At 42.9% G+C, this 18,996-nt stretch carries 18 protein-coding genes; 6 read left to right on the forward strand and 12 right to left on the reverse strand.

The genetic code is table 11. From position 1 onward, the window contains the following. Nucleotides 1-10: 10 nt before the first annotated feature. The 4 genes from M2369_RS09655 to M2369_RS09670 all read right to left on the reverse strand — a co-directional run bounded on the left by M2369_RS09655 (nucleotide 11) and on the right by M2369_RS09670 (nucleotide 4,500). A complete protein-coding gene (locus M2369_RS09655) occupies nucleotides 11-1,144 on the reverse strand; it encodes a zinc-dependent alcohol dehydrogenase (protein ID WP_058336307.1) in 1,134 nt (377 codons plus the stop codon). Between the two features lie 161 nt (nucleotides 1,145-1,305). Further along, complete coding sequence (locus tag M2369_RS09660) at nucleotides 1,306-2,328, reverse strand: quercetin 2,3-dioxygenase (RefSeq protein ID WP_144679707.1); 1,023 nt, start codon at nucleotides 2,326-2,328, stop codon at nucleotides 1,306-1,308. An 80-nt stretch (nucleotides 2,329-2,408) separates the two neighbouring features. Beyond that, nucleotides 2,409-2,972 (reverse strand): TetR/AcrR family transcriptional regulator, encoded by a 564-nt coding sequence (locus tag M2369_RS09665; RefSeq protein ID WP_024719023.1) that lies wholly within the window; start codon nucleotides 2,970-2,972, stop codon nucleotides 2,409-2,411. Between the two features lie 43 nt (nucleotides 2,973-3,015). Then, entirely contained in the window at nucleotides 3,016-4,500 is a 1,485-nt protein-coding gene (locus M2369_RS09670; RefSeq protein ID WP_048003133.1) for an amidase, read from the reverse strand. Between the two features lie 188 nt (nucleotides 4,501-4,688). On the opposite strand from M2369_RS09670, the gene M2369_RS09675 reads away from it, so the two are divergent. After that, the gene (locus tag M2369_RS09675) at nucleotides 4,689-6,302 is read left to right on the forward strand and encodes a S8 family peptidase (protein ID WP_235123200.1); all 1,614 of its coding nucleotides are present in this window, start codon (nucleotides 4,689-4,691) and stop codon (nucleotides 6,300-6,302) included. A 37-nt stretch (nucleotides 6,303-6,339) separates the two neighbouring features. On the opposite strand, the gene M2369_RS09680 is transcribed toward M2369_RS09675, so the two are convergent. Further along, nucleotides 6,340-6,876: a ribonuclease FAU-1 family protein gene (locus M2369_RS09680; RefSeq protein ID WP_259254089.1), complete on the reverse strand. Its 537-nt coding sequence runs from the start codon at nucleotides 6,874-6,876 to the stop codon at nucleotides 6,340-6,342. A 114-nt stretch (nucleotides 6,877-6,990) separates the two neighbouring features. On the opposite strand from M2369_RS09680, the gene M2369_RS09685 reads away from it, so the two are divergent. Then, nucleotides 6,991-7,197, forward strand: coding sequence for a hypothetical protein (locus tag M2369_RS09685; protein WP_008342164.1), 207 nt, complete (start codon nucleotides 6,991-6,993; stop codon nucleotides 7,195-7,197). Nucleotides 7,198-7,254: 57 nt separating this feature from the next. Here M2369_RS09685 and M2369_RS09690 read toward each other — a convergent pair whose 3' ends face one another. Then, entirely contained in the window at nucleotides 7,255-7,791 is a 537-nt protein-coding gene (locus M2369_RS09690) for a GNAT family N-acetyltransferase (protein WP_008342165.1), read from the reverse strand. Nucleotides 7,792-8,002: 211 nt separating this feature from the next. On the opposite strand from M2369_RS09690, the gene M2369_RS09695 reads away from it, so the two are divergent. Next, the gene (locus tag M2369_RS09695) at nucleotides 8,003-9,220 is read left to right on the forward strand and encodes a multidrug effflux MFS transporter (RefSeq protein ID WP_048001339.1); all 1,218 of its coding nucleotides are present in this window, start codon (nucleotides 8,003-8,005) and stop codon (nucleotides 9,218-9,220) included. Between the two features lie 13 nt (nucleotides 9,221-9,233). Here M2369_RS09695 and M2369_RS09700 read toward each other — a convergent pair whose 3' ends face one another. From M2369_RS09700 to M2369_RS09715, 4 genes are all read right to left on the reverse strand, one after another. Further along, a complete protein-coding gene (locus M2369_RS09700; RefSeq protein WP_162835678.1) occupies nucleotides 9,234-9,404 on the reverse strand; it encodes a hypothetical protein in 171 nt (56 codons plus the stop codon). Continuing rightward, a complete protein-coding gene (locus tag M2369_RS09705) occupies nucleotides 9,401-9,988 on the reverse strand; it encodes a DUF1700 domain-containing protein (protein ID WP_041091193.1) in 588 nt (195 codons plus the stop codon). Before M2369_RS09705 ends, M2369_RS09700 begins: the two co-directional genes overlap by 4 nt. Further along, nucleotides 9,981-10,298 (reverse strand): PadR family transcriptional regulator, encoded by a 318-nt coding sequence (locus tag M2369_RS09710; protein WP_025206674.1) that lies wholly within the window; start codon nucleotides 10,296-10,298, stop codon nucleotides 9,981-9,983. Before M2369_RS09710 ends, M2369_RS09705 begins: the two co-directional genes overlap by 8 nt. Before the next feature lie 689 nt (nucleotides 10,299-10,987). Further along, nucleotides 10,988-11,818: a YitT family protein gene (locus M2369_RS09715; protein WP_025206673.1), complete on the reverse strand. Its 831-nt coding sequence runs from the start codon at nucleotides 11,816-11,818 to the stop codon at nucleotides 10,988-10,990. A 336-nt stretch (nucleotides 11,819-12,154) separates the two neighbouring features. On the opposite strand from M2369_RS09715, the gene mmuM reads away from it, so the two are divergent. From mmuM to M2369_RS09730, 3 genes are all read left to right on the forward strand, one after another. Continuing rightward, nucleotides 12,155-13,093: a homocysteine S-methyltransferase gene (gene mmuM, locus M2369_RS09720; RefSeq protein WP_259254092.1), complete on the forward strand. Its 939-nt coding sequence runs from the start codon at nucleotides 12,155-12,157 to the stop codon at nucleotides 13,091-13,093. Nucleotides 13,094-13,139: 46 nt separating this feature from the next. After that, complete coding sequence (gene mmuP, locus M2369_RS09725) at nucleotides 13,140-14,543, forward strand: S-methylmethionine permease (protein ID WP_039166448.1); 1,404 nt, start codon at nucleotides 13,140-13,142, stop codon at nucleotides 14,541-14,543. Nucleotides 14,544-14,655: 112 nt separating this feature from the next. Beyond that, entirely contained in the window at nucleotides 14,656-15,276 is a 621-nt protein-coding gene (locus tag M2369_RS09730) for a hypothetical protein (protein ID WP_144668299.1), read from the forward strand. Between the two features lie 345 nt (nucleotides 15,277-15,621). Here M2369_RS09730 and M2369_RS09735 read toward each other — a convergent pair whose 3' ends face one another. Together M2369_RS09735 and M2369_RS09740 are read right to left on the reverse strand one after the other, a co-directional pair. Beyond that, nucleotides 15,622-16,104, reverse strand: a complete 483-nt coding sequence (locus tag M2369_RS09735) for a DUF2059 domain-containing protein (RefSeq protein ID WP_007498435.1) — start codon at nucleotides 16,102-16,104, stop codon at nucleotides 15,622-15,624. A gap of 107 nt (nucleotides 16,105-16,211) precedes the next feature. Beyond that, complete coding sequence (locus M2369_RS09740; protein WP_259254093.1) at nucleotides 16,212-18,878, reverse strand: S8 family peptidase; 2,667 nt, start codon at nucleotides 18,876-18,878, stop codon at nucleotides 16,212-16,214. Between the last annotated feature and the right edge of the window lie 118 nt (nucleotides 18,879-18,996).

Consider the following 18,996-nt stretch of genomic DNA (forward strand, 5'->3'; position numbering starts at 1 on the left):
AGCCTTCTTTTTATGGCTTTAAGATGACTTTTATACAATCATCTTGTTTTTCATTGAATATGTGATACGCATGAGCTGCGTCATCTAGCGGTATTTGATGTGTGATGATCGCTCTAGGATCAATTTCCCCGGTTGTCACTTTTTGATAAAGCTTTGACATGTACCCTCTCGCTGGCGCCTGTCCCATTTTCAGCGTGACGTTTCTTGCGAAAAAAGCACCCAATGGGAACATATTGTAAAGACCTCCATACACACCCGTCAGCTGAACAGTCCCGCATTTCCTCACGGCTTTTGTGGCAATTTGAATGGGCCCTATCGTTCCGCCTTGCAGCTTGAGCTTCTGTTCAATCTTTTCAAGCGGTGACTTTTTCCCATCCATCCCCACACAATCAATGACAACATCCGCCCCACCTTTTGTGAGCTCTTTTAGGGTTTCTCCCATGTCAGGGTCTTCTGTAAAATCAAATACTTCTACGCCGCTCATTCGTTTTGCATGGTGAAGGCGATAGTCTATGTAATCAACAGCAATGACCCGCTCTGCGCCCTTTTGCCAAGCAAATTGCTGTGCCATTAACCCAACAGGTCCACATCCTAGCACAATGACCGTATCCCCCTTTTTTACACCTGCGTGTTCTACACTCCAATAAGCAGTTGGCAGAACATCTGATAAAAACAGCAATTGTTCATCCTCTAACTCACAATCATCCGGCACCTTAAATGGTGTATAGTTTCCAAAGGGCACACGTAAATATTCAGCCTGTCCTCCGGGGTAATTCCCATATTTCTCACTGTATCCAAAAAGTCCGCCTGAATCATAATGGGGATTTGAGTGATCGCATTGACTTTCTAAATGGTGATGGCAATACTGGCATTGACCACACGCCACGGTAAATGGAATGACGACACGATCTCCCTTTTTCACCGCAGTGACATCCGGCCCGACTTCCTCTACCACCCCCATCGGTTCATGCCCAATCACATAGCCAATAGGAAGCGGGAAATTCCCTTGATATAAATGTAAATCTGACCCACAAATTGCTGTAGATGTTATCCGAACGATGACATCTTCACGATCTTGTATAGATGGTGCAGCTACTTCCTTTACCGCAATGCGGCTTTTCCCTTGATAGGTGACAGCTCTCATCTGCATTTCCTCCTTTAGTTCAAGTCATCATTTCTATAGCTTCACCTTGAATGGATGGTTCATGCATATGAATAGGGATGCTGTTCCATAAGGGAAAACAAAATAACCCGCCGATTTATTCAGCAGGTTGTTTACTTCAATATGTGTAACGCGTTACACAGCTATTTTTCTTCGACAAACACCAAATCATACTGAGCAGAGGTCTCCCCACCCTCCATCATGTTCCCTTCCTGTATAAAATAAGGGCACATACCTGGACTTTGTGCTTCTTCAAATTGTTCAAACACTTGCTCAATATACCCAGGCAGCAGCAAAACCAAAAATTTATTTGAATGAGACACTAATTCATACGAGTGAACGGTATTCGGAGGAATATAAGCAAAATCCCCCGGCATCAAGCAAATATTTTCTCCGTTTAACTGAAGATTCATTCTGCCTTCAACACAATAAAGTGCTTCTGTATGCACTTCATGATAATGCGGACGTAAGCCTTTTCCCTTTGTCCCTTCAATCACAAAATAACTGAATCCGCCTCCTGTTGTTTCTGTTGTCGCAATCAGCTCATGAAGCTGACCTTCGACCATGTATTGCTTTCCTTCACCAGCCTCCAGCACATATGGCTGCACTGCGCGCGGGAGCTGACTATGAAACAAAACAGCTGGCTTGGTTGTATTGGATAGCTCCCTAATGCCGTGCATCAACATGATATCGCTTTCTTTTTCAGCCTGATGAAAGCTGTCTGCATCAAATGGGTGATCAGTCATCGGCCATTCATTCTGCAACAGCCTCTTTCCGATTTGCAGATAGACATCTGTCATTTGCCCGCCCAGTGTATAAGAAATAAACCTTGTTTTGTGACTATGCATTCTATAGCCATGAATTGTTTTGGGCGGAATATGAATATAATCACAGGCCGTCATCATATACTTTTTACCGTCCAGTATCACTTCCAGCTTCCCTTCCAGCACAAAGATGGTTTCAAATAGCGTCTCATGACAATGCAGCGGAAAGTAAGCACCTTTCCCACCTGTGATTAAGACAAGCTCAAACAGTTGATTTGTTTGATTTGCTTCTGCCAGCACATGTACAAGCTGATTTTCCAAACCATACAGCTCCCCCGAACCGGACACGGTATAAAAAGAGGTATCTTCGGATTGCTTGATCGATTGTGGTTGCTCCGACATCCCATCACTCCTCATGACTAATTGACTATCTTTATTATATAGACCAATTGATATAATAGATAGGCAATATGCGAGAGATTTTACTCTTCTCGCATAAATAAGTGTCTAAGGTAACATTTTACGTGCTCTAAAGGTGTCGTTTGCTTTAATGCAGTAGTCATTGATAATCCGCCGATGACCATTGAATGAAGGAGAGATGCCCGCTCATCCGCTTTTGTTTCATCATATCCGCTATTCATCAGCTTTTCTTTGACAAGCTCTTGCCAGCGGATCATTTCTTGTTTACATGCAGCATGAAGTTTTGTATGTTCAGGTTTTGACTCTGCCGCTAGTAAGACAATCGGTATCCCTCTTTCACTTTCTTGCTCCATAAAACCCCGAATGATATTTGTCATAAAATGATCGACGGCGACATATGGGTCATCAGAATAGGCAAAGCTTTCTTCAATTTGATCGATGACCCTTTGACTAATATATTCAACGGCTGCTATGGCTAGCTCTTCTTTTCCATTTGGAAAGTAATAATAAAGAGATCCTTTCGGCGTGCCGCTCTCTCTAATGATTTGATTCAACCCTGTCGCATGATACCCCTGTTTACGTAAAAGAAGTGCGGCCGTTTGAATGATTTTGTCCTTCGTACTCACGTGTGACACTCCTTTCCTCCATAGACCAACGTCGATGCCATTGTTATTGATTCAGTAATGGATGCGTTCCTTTCCATAATGAGGATGATTCTATTTCTGACGCCAGTCTGAGCAGCCAGTCCTCTTTTCCTTTCGGTGCTGTCACCTGTACGCCTAAAGGCATGCCTGCTTCTGTGAGATGAACTGGCACACTCATAGATGGCTGGCCGGTTAGGTTAGCCAGCTGTGTAAATGGTGTGTAGGTCAAACTCTTGAGGAACATTTCATAAATCAGATCCTGCTGTGCTTGCATTGAAAGGGATGACACACGTAACAATGCAGACATTTCTTGATCGTTATGCATCAGCTCGCCAACCTTTGGAGCCGAATAGGCAGTAGCTGGGGTCACATATAGATCGTAGGTTTGATGAAATGCGGCCATTTTTGCAGCGGCCATATCCCATGCATCAAGACTTTCTGTATAAGCAGCAGCCGTCACATTTTTTCCTGCTTCCGCCAGTACCCATGCCACAATATCTGTCTCCTCCGGCTTCACCGGACGCCCGAATGAACGAGCCAGAGAGGTAAATAAGGCAGACATTTCACCGCTGTTCATGACGTAATATTGCTGCATCAGATGGACACCATCAATGTCCGGCTTCACTTCTTCTATTTGATGCCCTTGTTCACTCAGCCATTTCACAGTGTTCAAGACTGCCTGCTTTGCTTCCTCACTCACCTTCGTGCCTACTGGAGAGTCTACACTGTAAGCAATTCGCATAGAAGAGGTTCGTTTCACCAAATCCTCCTGATAGCTGCCGTCATATAATGGCGTTTGGAACGCAGCCTCTGGCTGAATGACTTGAAGCAAATCAAGAAGGGCAGCACTGTCTCGAACTGTTTTTGTGAGCGTAAAGTCAATGGAAGCTCCTTGCCACTGCCTTCCTGCACCCGGGCCGACCGGTGTTCTCCCCCTTGTTGGCTTGAGTCCAAATAAACCAGTAAAGGATGCCGGAATCCGAATAGACCCTCCGCCATCACTCGCTCCACCCGCAGGTACGATGCCGCTTGCCACAGCTGCTGCCGTCCCGCCGCTTGAACCGCCCGGAGAATAGTCAGCATTCCAAGGGTTTCTCGTCGGACCATATAAAAAGGGTTCTGTCACATTTCTCAATCCGAATTCAGGTGTGTTCGTATGACCGATCATGAGGAGTCCAGCCTGCTTCAATCGACGGACAAAGTGGGAATCTGTTTGCGCCTTTACATCCTTTAACAGCAAAGCACCCGCCGTCAAAGGTTCATGCTCCAGCCCCTGCGATATATTTTTCAACACAAACGGAACACCAGCAAACGGCTGATCCGCATCTAGTGACTTCATGTCTTTGAACACTTGATCTCGTCTAGTATGAATCACCGCATTTAGTACTGGATTCACTTCTTCCAATCTAGTAAATGCAGCTTGTACAAGCTCTTCGGGCGTGACCTGCTTTTTCTGCACAAGTGACGCCAGTCCCGTCGCATCATACGTCATATACTCTTTTACATTCATCGGCATGTCCTTCTTTCTCATATTATGATCTCTCTATTGTCTACTAGAATTCTATGAAATTCAATTTCGGGATACGTGTGAAAAAAACTTTCTTTCTAGACTATGATTCTTCTAACCATCTATCTTATTTCTCCGATATAATAAAGAAAAAAAGACGGAGGTCACCTCATATGCAAGGAGCCATTGCCTTGAAAAAGAAAATCGTCGTGGTCATCGCGTTTCTTCTTGCTTTGACAACTGCTTTGCCCTTCCATTCGCAGGCAGCTGCACCACCAAAAGAAACAGATGTCATCATCGTCTATAAAAATCAAAAAGGAAAACAAACGGCTATTCAAGAAAGTGAAAAAGTGAACGCTCAATACATACATCTTCCAGCTGTAGCAGTGACAGCAGATGAGCAAGCTGTCACCTCACTTAAAAAAGACCCAAACATCGCTTATGTTTCAAAAAACGTTAGGGTCAAACTCGCAGCTTCTACCGTGAAAAAAACAGCTGCTGCTACTGGTCAGGATGCTTTGGTACAAAAATCTTATAACTTGCAGAAGCTCAATGTAAAGCAAGCAATCAAAGAAGGCGTGACAGGGAAAAATGTGAAAGTAGCCGTTCTCGATACTGGTATTTTCCCACATGAAGATTTAAAGGTAGCCGGCGGTAAATCATTCGTCAATTACACGTCTTCTTACAAAGATGATGAAGGACATGGAACACATGTCGCCGGTACAATTGGGGCGCTCAATAATGATTACGGTACGGTCGGTGTCGCTTCTGGTGTGAAGCTGTATGCTGTAAAAGTATTAGATAAAAAAGGAGAAGGCGACTTATACAGTCTGCTCCGAGGCATTGATTGGGCAATTAGCAATAAGATGGATATCATCAACCTAAGTCTAGCTTTTGAAGATAACATTCCGATTTTACGTTCAGCAGTTGATGAAGCATACAAAAAAGGACTGCTGGTCGTTGCTGCAAGTGGAAATGATGGAAAGAAGAATGGGATTAGTTATCCTGCCGCATACAATAGCGTCATTGCTGTTTCCGCAACGACTGACAAAGACAAACTCGCCTCCATCTCTAATACGGGGAAAGGAATTGAATTTTCCGCTCCCGGCGAGAACGTCATCAGTACCTATTTGAAAAATGAATATTGGTATGCAACGGGTACATCACAAGCGGCACCACATGTCACAGGAATGCTTGCGCTGTTAAAACAGCTACATCCTAAGAAAACAAATGTTCAGCTCCGTACTTTATTGCGCAGCTATACAGTGGATCTTGGCGCAAAAGGAAAAGATCCACAATTCGGCTATGGCCGCGTGCAATATGTGCCGCAGTCAACCTTTTTAAAGGCTGCGACAAGCGCAGTCAAGACAGCCGAAACATCTAAAAAACAGACAGATGTTGATCAAGCCAAAACGAAAATTGGCAGACTCACTGCCAGCAAGCAAAAAACCGCACTCACTGACCGAGTCAAAAAAGTCCAAACAGCCATTGATATTCGTGACGCACGAGCGAAGGTCAAATCAGCTGAAAAAAGTAAAACCCAAGGCTCGATTAAAAGTGCCCAAACGGCTATTAAAAAGCTATCCAAAGGCAAAGAAAAAACAAGCCTGCAAAACCGGCTCGACAAAGTCAAAAAACAAGTCGACTATCAAAAGAAAGTGACAGATGCCAAACAAAAAGTCAAAAAAGCCGAAGCCAAACGAACAAAGAAAACAAAAGCAACCGCTCAAAGTGCGGTCAAACAACTAAAAGCATCTAAAACAAAAACTGATTTACAAAAACGACTAAACCGGATCAAGGTTTGATAAAAAAACGATTCCTTTCAGCAAGGAATCGTTTTTTCTATTTCAACATCTTCTGAAAGAGGGTGTGATGATACTTCCCTTTCGCATCCAGCCTCACTTGATCGAGGATGTGCGCTAACGAATGGATGACATCACGGAGTGCTCGATGAACCGAGCCGTGTTCAAAGGAAGCTAAACTCTCCGGCAGTTCATCTTCATCCAAAACAAAGAAATCACCATTCGGAAGAACGAGTAGATCAATCAATAAATCTTCAAAAACAACCGTCCGTTCTTCAAACCATGTATGTCTGACGATATTCAAATAAGAGCCAAGTTCATTGCCTTGATCATCCCGCCAAAAATAGACATTGTAAGGCCGGTCCGTCCAATAATAGGCGGTCGTATAACTCCCTTTTGGAATCGTGACAGTACCATCACCAGCAACCATTGTAAATGGTTCTTGAATTTTATGAAACAACACGACTTGCTGCTCCTGTGCATCTAACAGCTGACACGTATGTTCCACAACCTGATCATCATATTTGATTTTTCTCTCAATGACGTCCTCCCAAGAATTTGCATATAGCGGAAACAATCGGTCACAACCCCTTCTGCATCTACTTCTTATTCTAGTATACACTGCTTTCTTTTGAAGAAATAAAGGTTCACTGCTGCTGCCTATGGAAGACATATGGTGAGGTGAAAACAAATGAACGGAATCACAATCATCGAAACCGTAGCAGAACTCGGACAAATCATCTTGGTTTTTTGTGGCTATGCCCTTTACTGGCGGCTTGTGAAAACGAAAAGAGATCGAAAGCTGACCCCTTATGAACATGTGTTGAAATTCTTTGTCATGTTCGGATTAATCTCATGGTGCTTTTCATATATGGCACTGAACGTATGGGTATCATGAGAAAGAGGAAGAGCCCCGTCCATGCAGGACATGCTCTTCCTCTTCTTATACAGCGTGTTATGAGCCAGCCGGCTGTTCTTTTTTGATCACATACTGATAGCTCTTCACATGCGTCCCATTTTGATTCACAAATTCTTTATCAAGTGCCCGTTCAAAGCCCATTCTTTCATATAAACGAATGGCGGCCTGCATTTTATCCGACGTATGAAGGTACAGGACGTTCTCGCCCCACGATTGCGTCAGTTCTATACTTTTACGCAACAAGGACTCTGCAATACCTTTTCCTCTCACATCAGGATCTACCCCTAAAAACCGGACAATCGCTGAAGTAATGCCCATCTCCGGCTTGTCATATGCCTGTTCTGATGATCGGAACATTTGAAGGGTCCCCACGACCTTGCCCTCAAGCTCGGCCACAAGCATCAACTCCATGTTTGGGTTATCTACAGCCGCTCGCAGGGCTGCAGAATAATTTTGCCAGCCTTCCTCTGTAAATTGAGGCTCATACTGTGCGTATGATTTGATCAGCACATGTGTGATCGCCTCATGATCTTCACTCACCGCTTGACGAATGATCAACTCTTGCTGCTCCATGCCAGCACCTCCTGTTTGTCTATGAATGGATATACGTATCATGCAATCACTGCATGCCGATGATCTGATTCTTTTCTCTACTCATTCAATGTAAAGAGTCTTCTTTTAAAGATCAATTATTTTGCACGAAATTTTCTTTGAAAATTTTGATTGAAATGGAAAGCTTGATTCATTATGCTGATTTGAGGACGTATACGAGGAGTGTCATCATATGAATTCTTTATCTTATCCCCAAGAATCGAAAAAAAATCGATTCCTCCTTGCCGCGCTTCTTGGCTCTTTAACAGCCCTTGCACCGCTGGCAATGGATATGTATTTACCTGCTTTACCTAATATCGCCCGTGACTTTGAAGCAAGCACGGCGCTGTCTCAGTTAAGTCTCATGGCTTGTTTGATTGGACTTGCGCTTGGACAGCTGATTGCAGGTCCAATCAGTGATACAGTTGGCAGAAGAAAGCCGCTCATGATTGGATTGATCATTTTTATTGCGGCCTCTCTTTTATGTACAGTGGTCACATCAATTTGGACATTCATTCTTTTAAGACTGATTCAAGGACTTGCTGGTTCAGCAGGCATTGTAATTGCACGAGCCATCGTACGAGATCATTATGAAGGCTCAGAAATGACGAAATTCTTTGCTTTGCTCATGTTAGTCAACGGAGTCGCTCCAGCAGCGGCACCGATCGTGGGCGGACAAATGTTACGGTTCACGACGTGGCAGGGTGTGTTTGTTCTGCTAGGAATCCTCGGGGCGCTCATGCTTCTAAGATCGATGTTTTCATTGAAAGAAAGCTTACCTGTGGAACGTAGACAGACTGGAGGCTTCAAACAGATCCTAGGTGCGATGAAAATTCTAGCGAGCGATCGACTCTTTGTCGGATATGCTCTCTCACAAGGACTTGTCTTCGCCGCCATGTTTGCGTATATCTCTGGATCACCGTTTGTATTGCAGGAGATTTTCAACCTTTCTCCGCAGGGCTTCAGTGCTGCCTTTGCGGTGAATAGTCTTGGCATCATCACAGCCGGACAAGTATTTGCCCGCGTTGCTGCGAAAATTGGTGAGGAGAAAGTCCTTCGCATTGGGCTGCTGACAGCTGCTTTAGGGGGCGTCACCTTGTGTGTGATGATCTCTATTGATGCAGGGCTTTATGGCATCCTCATCCCGCTCTTTTTTGTGGTCTCAAGCGTTGGGATTGTCGGCACGTCTGCTCCTTCTCTTGCGATGCAGCATCACGGTGCGCATGCTGGAAGTGCCGCTGCCCTCATCGGTGTGGCACAAATGCTTCTTGGCGCATGCATGACACCCCTTGTCGGCTTAGCTGGAAGCCAGACTGCCTTTCCCATGGGACTGATTATTATGCTCTGTGACCTTGGCGCACTTTGCTGTTATTTTTTCTTTGTTGCCAGAGCGAAAAAAAGACCCGCATAAGCGGGTCTTTCATTTATGGCTTGCTCCAATTGATCGTGCGGAACACATTGTTCTGGTCATTGTTTTGATATGCATCTAGATCAAAGCCTGAAAGTCCAAAACCAATTGCCATGACAATTCCTCCGGCAACGGTGAAGATGATCCCCCATTTGATGCATTGCTTTTTTAAATCATTCACGTTCATACTCTCACGACCTTCTTTTTAAACATTCCCATGAATGCCTTAGTGGTTTGAACAGTCACTTGCACAAATAGCTTTGTTAAATACGCCGTGGCTATGCCGCTTAATAATCCGACACCTAATAGAAGAATCCCAACTCCGATCTGCGTCACCACCACATGCAAACCATCCTGAAAAATAAATGGAGAACCAATGATACTCCAAAAACCACCGAGCAAACCAACTAGCGTCATTGTACCTGTCACGAGTGGAACGCACCAAATCACCATATACACAGAAAGAATCAGCAGGAAGACTGTTGCTAGAATGCTGCCCCATAACGGAAAGCCTAAAATGAGGATGGAGAGCCTTGTGGCTTTTTCTCCAAACGTCGGCACCTGAATGGTTTTGATTCCTTGTTCCTTTAAAATCCCTTCAGCAATAATGGCAGGCTGACCGACTTGATGAACTGCTTCCTGTTCACTGTAGCCATCTTCCTGATAATCCTCGATCATTTCATCGTAATACTCGATGAACCGATCACTTTCTTTTTCGCCTAGACGATGCAGGTGCTTCTCTAAGCTGGCTAAAAATTCTTTTTTATTCATTGCTCTGTCCTCCAGAAATAAAGTCGTAAATCGCCATCACTTGATCCCATTCCGCTAAAAATTGCGCGATATGCTCCCGTCCGTTCTTTGTCATCCGGTAGTATTTTCTTAATCGACTGTTATGTTCCTGTGAATAGGTCTCCACATAATTGTTTTGCTCTAACCGCTTTAATATCGGATATAATGTCGATTCTGAAATCTCAATACAATGGGACATATCTTTAATCATTTGATAACCATAGGAATCGCCTTTCTTTAATACCGCCAGTACACAGAATTCAAGTAAACCTTTTTTTAATTGTGCATTCATGATTACAACTCCTAACCATTTATACTATACAATACATAGTATGATGTGACAAGAGGTATCTTTTGCAACTTTTCACTCTCAACGTCCCTATAAATTTTCATACAGGAAGTTTCTCTTTCTTCAAGGCTTCACCTGATCAAGATAAATCTAGCGTGTGTCTATTGTAGACAACAAACATACACAGGAACGAATATCATAGAAAACAACTCATTTAATCTCTTTATTTTAAAGGGATAAGCTGAATTTTATGGAATTAAGAAGTTCATTCACAATGGCGTATCCTTATGAACTTCATACTAAGTTTTACAAACACTCAACTCGAATTAAAGTGATGAGAACGGCTGAAAGTGGCTAGTTCTTTTCAACCCAACCAATACCGAATAATGGTAGACCTTAAAAAACGAGGAGCTGATGACCTTGAAAAAAATGTGGAGTAATTATCTCACTTTAGTCATTACACTAACTTTGTGTTATATCGTGTATTTGTTCATCTTCAAACAACCTTTTACCATTACACCCATCATCCTGTTTGTGGTGGGAGCCGCCATTGCTGAGTGTATACGTTTTTTCTTTCTGAAAAGTAACGAGAAAAAAGATGATACCTTGAAAAAATAGTCCCTTAAACATAAGATCACTCAACATATGAAAAGACACCCCCACTTTATAGTGGAGGTGTCTTTTTTCACTTTTTATATATTCACAAATCCTTCTCCAAACACATCACGCACGTCATGGACAACAACGAATGCGTCTCGATCAATTTTCTTAATGATTTTCTTTAAACGCATAAGCTCTTGCTTTTGAATAACCGCATAGAGAATTTCCTTCGATTCCTTCGAATAATGACCGCGACCGTTTAAAATGGTCACGCCTCGATCCAAGGTGTGATTGATTTCTTCTGCAATATCATCTTTGCATGAAGAAATAATCGTCACTGCTTTTTTCGTGTTAAGCCCTTCTATGACGAAATCCATCACCTTAGTCGCCACATACAGCATCACAATCGTAAACATTAATTTTTCCGCACCAATAATAAAGTAAGAAGCAAAAACAACGATCAGATCAAAGAACAAGATGGCGTAGCTCACGTTCCAGTCTAGATACTTATTCGCAATTCGCCCAAGAATGGCAGATCCCGCTGTTGTACCGCCCGCTCTTAAAACAAGACCAATGCCAATACCAATGATGATCCCTGCGAAAATAGAACCAATGATCAATTCATGGACATTCACCACCCATGTAGTGGTCAAATGTAAAAATAGAGAGTTACTTGCGACAGCTACCACTGTGTAGATCGTGGTCTTCTTGTCCAAGTATTTATACCCCACAAGTAATAAAATCGCATTCAACACAAGGTTTGTCAGCCATGGCGCAATCTCAAACATATAGTAGAAAATGATGGACAGCCCCGTTACGCCGCCTTCACCAAACTCAAGTGGAATGACAAACATGTTCACAGCTGCAGCAAATAAAAAAGAACCAACTAGAATCATTGCAATATCTTTTACACATTTTTTCAATTTCTTCTTTCCTCCTTTTCTAAGCATATAAAAAACCCTCTTTCTGCACGAAAGAAGACAGTCGTTGGACAAAATAAAAATCAAAAGACGGCGCCTTTTGATGAAGCTTTCTGAAATGAACCTTTCCATAATATATATCTCTTTTTAGAGGCTGTCAATGACTTGGTTTTCTATTATTTCAACTGTATGTTTATGCACTCAAACCCGCATGTTTTCAGGGTTTTTCCGTCGTATGATGCTTATTCCTCTCCTTGACAAAAACACTTTAGTCATTTAAACTACTGCCTCATATCATATCCATTATTTCCGATCGACAAAGGAGGCTGTTTGATTTATATGAATCCTATTCAAAGCCGTTTACAGGCTCACACACCTTTGATTTTAGATGGTGCACTTGCAACAGAGCTTGAACGAAAGGGCTGTGATTTAAACGACAGTTTATGGTCAGCCAAAATCCTCATTGAACAGCCAGAATTGATTCAGCAAGTACACTTGGACTACTTCCAAGCAGGTGCTGACTGTGCAACAACAGCCAGCTACCAAACGACAATTGATGGCTTTGCTGAAAAAGGCTATACAAAAGGAGAAGCCATCGAATTAATGAAACGATCTGTCACGTTAGCAAAAGAAGCATGTGAGCAGTTTTGGCAGGATGAGACACATCGTAAAGAGCGGACGAAACCATTTGTCGCTGGATCTGTGGGGCCCTTCGGCGCTTATTTGTCTGATGGTTCAGAATATAAGGGAAATTACGGACTCACAGAACAGGCGCTCATTGATTTTCACAGACCAAGAATTCAAGCATTGGTAGAGGCTGGTGCAGATATTCTCGCTTGTGAAACCATCCCTTGTCTCATTGAAGCAATCGCCATCGCTAAACTGCTGGAGGATGAATTCAGCGGTGTGTATGCGTGGATCACGTTTAGCGCAAAGGATGGCAAGCATATTAGTGAAGGGGATCTGCTGAGAGACTGTGTACAAGCACTTGAGCCATATGAGCAGATCGCTGCTGTTGGCGTAAACTGTACACCGCCGCAATATATGTCTTCTCTTATTCAGGAGATGAAAAAAGGGACGAGCAAACCGATTGTCGTGTATCCGAACTCAGGGGAATTATATGATCCTGAGGAAAAGGTTTGGAGCGGCGATACGTCTCACCATACATTTGGTGAATGTGCGCAGCAATGGTATAAAGACGGTGCACAAATCATCGGCGGCTGCTGCCGGACGACACCAGAAGATATTACAGATATCTTAAAACAGGCAACATCGTAGCATCATGACTCAACACACATACTTCTAAGCAAAAGGGCGGGAAGACATGGAACAAGAAAAAGATCAGTCACAACAATATCAACGAAAAATGACAAGCCGTCACCTGTTCATGCTTTCTTTAGGTGGCGTGATTGGCACAGGACTCTTTTTAAGTTCAGGATATACGATCAATCAGGCCGGACCTGCGGGAACGATTTTGGCTTATCTGGTTGGGGCATTAATTGTGTACCTCGTGATGCTCTGTTTAGGTGAACTGTCTGTCGCAATGCCGGTTACAGGCGCTTTTCACACATATGCAACAAAATACATTGGGCCCGGCACTGGCTATACAGTGGCTTGGCTTTATTGGCTGACATGGACCGTGGCACTTGGTTCAGAATTTACAGCGGCAGGTCTTTTAATGCAGCGCTGGTTCCCAGACACATCGGTTTGGATGTGGAGCGGTGTTTTTGCGCTTCTCATCTTTTTACTCAATGCTTTTACAGTTAAGTTTTTTGCAGAATCGGAATTTTGGTTTTCTAGCATTAAAGTCATGGCTATTATTCTCTTTATTATTCTTGGCGGAGCGGCGATGTTTGGATTGATTCCACTAAAAGGCGGTGAGGCCGCTCCGTTCTTCTCTAACTTCACTGGAGATGGAGGTCTCTTCCCAAACGGCTTTTTACCGATTTTAATGACCATGCTGGCTGTTAATTTTGCTTTTTCGGGTACTGAGCTGATTGGGATTGCTGCGGGCGAAAGTGTCAATCCAGATGAGACCATTCCCCGGGCGATTCGCACGACTGTGCTACGTCTTGTCCTGTTTTTCGTCGGAACGATCGTGGTCTTAGCCGGCTTAATTCCAGTAGAAGAAGCCGGGGTGATCAAAAGTCCTTTCGTTGTGGTATTTGATCGCATCGGTATTCCGTATGCGGCAGATTTTATGAATTTTGTCATTCTGACAGCGATTTTATCTGCTGCAAACTCAGGGCTATACGCCTCATCTCGCATGCTATGGTCCCTTTCTGAAGAACGGACACTGCCTAAAAAGCTGGCAAAATTGACGTCAAAGGGAATTCCTTTGAATGCACTCATTTTGAGTATGATTGGGGGCATTCTCTCTTTGCTATCGAGTGTCATCGCACCTGAAACGGTGTATCTGGTTCTTGTTTCAATCTCTGGACTCGCCGTTGTTGTTGTATGGATGGGAATTGCAGCTTCACAGTTCATGTTTCGCAAAAAATTCTTACAGGATGGCGGACAGCTTCATGATTTATCTTTCCGAACCCCGCTCTATCCGGTGGTTCCGATTGCTGCCTTCCTCCTATGCCTTGCATCTGTGATCGGCATTGCTTTTGATCCAAATCAGCGTATTGCTCTTATCTGCGGTATCCCTTTTATCGCACTCTGCTATGCTGCCTATTACGTGACAACATGGATTCAGAAAAAACGAGAAAAACCTGGTGTATAGCACCAGGTTTTTTGTTTGTTCCAAAAAAGGATATCACTAGAAAAACAAAGACATTTTGGTATATGATAGGAATCTATGATTTTCAGGATGAATCAAGGGAGCTGTCGTTAATATGGAAATGACCATTACAAGAGCATTAAGTGAACTGAAAATGTTAGATAAAAGAATCAGCCGAACGATTGATGAAGCAGTACTCGGTGGTTTGATCATCGGGAAACATATACAGAACGGATTTCAAAATCAAGAAGAAGTAGAAAAAAAGGCAAAAGCAGATGACCAATCGATTCAAGCATTAATCAAACGCCGAAATGCCATTAAATCAGCCATCGTTGTGTCGAATGCTACGACAACGATTGAGGTGGCGGGTGTTAGCATGACCGTAGCAGAAGCCATTGAACGCAAGACATCCATAGATTACGATATTCGTTATTTACGAAAATTAAAAAAGGTCTATACAGAGCTGGTTGACCAGTCAGAACAAATCAATGAAGATGTGAAAAAGAGACTGGATCAACATTTAGAAACACTATTTGGGAAAGACGGAAAAACACAAGCCGCTGCCAACCAAGAGATCGTCAAGTCATTCCTAGCTGAAAATGAGGCGGCGATCATTGACCCTCTTCGTCTTCGAGTGAAGATTGAACAGCTTTCGAAAGAGATTGAAGATTTCCAAATGGAAGTGGATTTCTCCTTATCAGAAAGCAATACCTTGACAAAAATACAGATCGACTAGTCGATTTTGTTAGTGAGCCGAAAATCGATAGGACTAAACACCTCCGAGGGAAAGGTCATTCCCTCCTCATCTGATGATCATCTTAGGATGATCCATGATAAAAGCTCAAAGCTGAACGTTCAAAGCTGAAAGCTCAAGTATTCAAAGTTCTTATCCATCAAAGCTCAAGATGTAAAGCTCAATGCTCGATCGAATCTGGGAGAAACGGCTCATGAGTGTTTGTTTAGCGACTCTTTCGGTTGCCGCCCAGCAGGTTTGCTAACAAAAAGAAAAGGATGTCACTAGCTGACATCCTTTTTTCTATGAAAACGACAGGGCTTGCGCCAAGTCGCATCTTCTAGCAGATTAGTAACGTGATGTATATGCCAAATGGTACACACTTGTCACATTTGAAGATAGCGTGATGTCGTTTGAAGTGAAAGTCACTGGAACGATATCGTAGTAATGTGTAGACCAGCCTGCATTATTGTATGTACGGTAGCCTGCACCTGCAGGAACTTGAATCGTTAGTGAAAATTGTCCATTCTCGTCTGTTGTACCTGTCGCTGTTTGAGCATATGATTTGATTGCTGCTTCAAAATAAAGCTGAATTGGCTGATTCGCCATGAGTTGACCACTTGTGTCCTTTAATGTTCCTTTAAAAGTAGCTGGATAATATGAACCTACACGATATTTACTGCCAGAACCGTAATTGACCATACCACCGTCTGCTGCTGTGACGCCTGTTACTTGTACGGATGCTGGTACTGCTCCTGTTTCCTCTGCATGTGCAAAGCTTGGGAAAACGAGAAGCAATGATAGAAAGAAAGCAAACATGATTTTTTTCATCGATAAATCCTCCTTTTTTTCCTACTATATTACTATCGACAGTTATTGTCATTTTTCCAGTAAAAAACAAAAAACTTCCCTTTTTATTCAAAAGGGAAGCTACAAGACTATTTTTTCACAACAACTTTCACTGCTTTACTTTCTCTTTTTCTCACATCTGAAGCCGTCACATACAAGACAGTTTTGGCTTTTTGCGGCTTGATTTTAGCCGTAAATGCGCCTTTGCTATTGGTTTTGACCGTTTGAATGACTTTCTTTGATTTGTTCTTCACCTTGATCGTCAAGCCTGCACCCGCAGTTCCTTTGACCGTTTTACTTTTCACTGTTACTCGATTCACCTTTGGCTTAGCTGGCGCTTTGCCCTTTTTCACGACCGTTTTGAGCGAAGTCGCAGCCTTTCCTTTTGACATCTTGATGTGAAGCACTTTATTTTTGTTTTGATGCTTGATCTTCACACTAAAGGTTCCTTTTTTGCTTGCCGTGCCTTTTCCAAGCAGGGTTTTGCCTCTATACACAGAAATGGCAGCGCCGGCTTTCGCCTTTCCTGTCACCTTTTGATGCTGATCTTCTACTTTGTTAACTGATGCGTTTAATTCAACAGCACTTAACGCGGCAAAAGCATTGAGTCTGCCATGTCCTGTCATCCAGTCGATACCCGGAATTTTCGGATCGACAACAGGCTCGTCATATTCATCATAGAAAATGTCGTCTGTTCCATCAACAGCTTTAAAAGAAATATCATCCGCTGTATTTTGTAAAATATTTCTCACTTGATTTGGTTTCAGGGTTGGATTTTTAGAAAGGAGTAATCCTGCTGCTGCTGCAACATACGGTGTAGCCATTGATGTCCCGCTCAGGTATGAAACATTCCCATCAGGCATTAAGCTTGGGATATCAGACCCTGGTGCAGACATGCTTAATCCTTTCCCATAGCTTGAGAATTCAGCGGCAATATCCATGCGATTGCTTGCACCAACTGCCATGGCGTACTTGGAAGTCGCAGGATAACCCATTTCTGGAATGCCATCGTTTCCGCTCGCCACTACCACTAATACATTTTTTTGTGCAGCATAGTTCATCGCATATTCAATGACCTTGCTGTAGTAGCCGCCAAGGCTCATGTTGATGACCTTTGCACCTTTGTCCACTGCATGTTTAATGCCAAGAGCAATATGCTCTGTATCTCCATTTCCATACGCATCCAGTACTTTGACTGGGATGATACCTGTATGTTGGTTCAGCCCTGCCATGGAGTAATGATTATCGGCTTTTGCTGCAATGATACCTGCCACATGGGTACCGTGGCCATTGTCATCAATTGCATCTTTATTACGGCCAATCAGATTGGCACCTAAGTCTGTGCGAACCGTTCCGCTTAAATCAGACAAACGGCTGTCGACACCTGTATCCACAACAGCGATTAACGTTTGCTTCATTTTGCTTGTACCAATCAATGTATTCATTTGTTCAAACTTCACATCAGCGCCTTTTTTCCCACTGTTCTGCGCACTGTTTTTCAGCGGCCACTGGTAACCATACTGCGCGTCATTGCTGAGCGCACGATACGTTTGTACAGGCTCTGCAAATTCAACATTCGGCATACTAGAAAGCTTTCTCGCCGTGCTTTTGATCACAGCTGTGCCTGCTTTAAGCGTTTTGCCAGCTGATTCTTTCCCTGCCGGTACATCGTAAACATACATTCCTTTAAATAAAGGATTTACTGACTGAGATGTCACACGGTTTTCTTGAATTCCGTAGCCTTTCATCTTCTTTTTTGCGGATTGAAGCGTTTGACCATCCTTTAATTTAAAGATGATTTTGTTTGTGTTGACCTTTTCTTCTGGAACAAGCTTTTGTTTCTCTAATACATAACCGATCGATTTTCCTTCAAGCTGATCGATTCCTAGTTTTTGCCCCACTGCTTCTAATTCCTTTTTTAAATAGGCTGGACTTGCATCTTTGAGCATATCAAAAAGGGAACGGATCGCCTGTTGCTCTTTCTCTGTGACGATATGACCGCTGAATGCACCATTTTTCTCTACGTCATTCAGCAATGATTTTAATGTCAGCAAATGATTGTACACCGTTTGCTGCTTTTTTTGATTGTTGATGAGTTTAGATTTGAGAAACGGCTTTGTTTTTTGTAGCAGACGTGTAAGCTTCTGACCATCGGCTGTTTCATTGAATCGTTTGTCTTCGATCGTACGAATGGATTGAAGAATTTCACGTCCATGCTTTTTCTCAATAATGATGATCGTTGGCTCTTCTTCTTCAGGGAAAATCGGTTCAGATGGCGGAAGATTCGCACCTTTATACCCGATTGTATATGCTGCATCCTCTTCCTCATCACGGCTGTCTTCCTCTGAACCTAAATACAGCACTTTGACATAGTAAGGACCTGACCATGCATGCGGGAAGTTGATTTCTGTCTCTCCACTTGCTGTGTCCACACGATATCTCGAATAAGTGTCATCCTTTATCGCTCTATCCTTACTTGGGTAGACCGATACAGATAACACTTGTTTGCTTTTGACAGAAATTTGCATATGTGTATGTTTTGCCACATCATCTGCAGATGGCGTAATTTGGTACCATGACTCTTCTTTTTCATTCTGTAATGTACCTGAGATGACTTCACCATCTTTCAACCCAATGGCTTCATTGACACTTGTGCCTTTACTAACTGCTGATGCTTCGTACCCAGGTAATACAGCCATACATAGAATGATGGCCATGAGTACAACCACACAGGATTTGACCTGCTTTTTAAACATGAAAAGACCCCCTTATCTTTTACAATACCTTGGAAGAATATCACAGAATCCCTTTTAGTAGAATCTGTTTTTGACATAATTAAACTCGTTTTAAGCTAGGATTTGAGATATTCAGATG

It is taken from the genome of Bacillus sp. JUb11 (assembly GCF_024807925.1).
Taxonomy (GTDB): domain Bacteria; phylum Bacillota; class Bacilli; order Bacillales; family Bacillaceae; genus Bacillus; species Bacillus altitudinis.

Excerpts from the sequence above, each read along its gene's own strand:
- M2369_RS09655 (WP_058336307.1), bottom strand. The coding sequence starts at position 1,144 with ATGAGAGCTGTCACCTATCAAGGGAAAAGCCGCATTGCGGTAAAGGAA.
- M2369_RS09660 (WP_144679707.1), bottom strand. The coding sequence starts at position 2,328 with ATGTCGGAGCAACCACAATCGATCAAGCAATCCGAAGATACCTCTTTT.
- M2369_RS09670 (WP_048003133.1), bottom strand. The coding sequence starts at position 4,500 with ATGAATGTAAAAGAGTATATGACGTATGATGCGACGGGACTGGCGTCA.
- M2369_RS09685 (WP_008342164.1), top strand. The coding sequence starts at position 6,991 with ATGAACGGAATCACAATCATCGAAACCGTAGCAGAACTCGGACAAATC.
- M2369_RS09690 (WP_008342165.1), bottom strand. The coding sequence starts at position 7,791 with ATGGAGCAGCAAGAGTTGATCATTCGTCAAGCGGTGAGTGAAGATCAT.
- M2369_RS09695 (WP_048001339.1), top strand. The coding sequence starts at position 8,003 with ATGAATTCTTTATCTTATCCCCAAGAATCGAAAAAAAATCGATTCCTC.
- M2369_RS09700 (WP_162835678.1), bottom strand. The coding sequence starts at position 9,404 with ATGAACGTGAATGATTTAAAAAAGCAATGCATCAAATGGGGGATCATC.
- M2369_RS09705 (WP_041091193.1), bottom strand. The coding sequence starts at position 9,988 with ATGAATAAAAAAGAATTTTTAGCCAGCTTAGAGAAGCACCTGCATCGT.
- M2369_RS09710 (WP_025206674.1), bottom strand. The coding sequence starts at position 10,298 with ATGAATGCACAATTAAAAAAAGGTTTACTTGAATTCTGTGTACTGGCG.
- mmuM (WP_259254092.1), top strand. The coding sequence starts at position 12,155 with ATGAATCCTATTCAAAGCCGTTTACAGGCTCACACACCTTTGATTTTA.
- mmuP (WP_039166448.1), top strand. The coding sequence starts at position 13,140 with ATGGAACAAGAAAAAGATCAGTCACAACAATATCAACGAAAAATGACA.
- M2369_RS09730 (WP_144668299.1), top strand. The coding sequence starts at position 14,656 with ATGGAAATGACCATTACAAGAGCATTAAGTGAACTGAAAATGTTAGAT.
- M2369_RS09735 (WP_007498435.1), bottom strand. The coding sequence starts at position 16,104 with ATGAAAAAAATCATGTTTGCTTTCTTTCTATCATTGCTTCTCGTTTTC.
- M2369_RS09740 (WP_259254093.1), bottom strand. The coding sequence starts at position 18,878 with ATGTTTAAAAAGCAGGTCAAATCCTGTGTGGTTGTACTCATGGCCATC.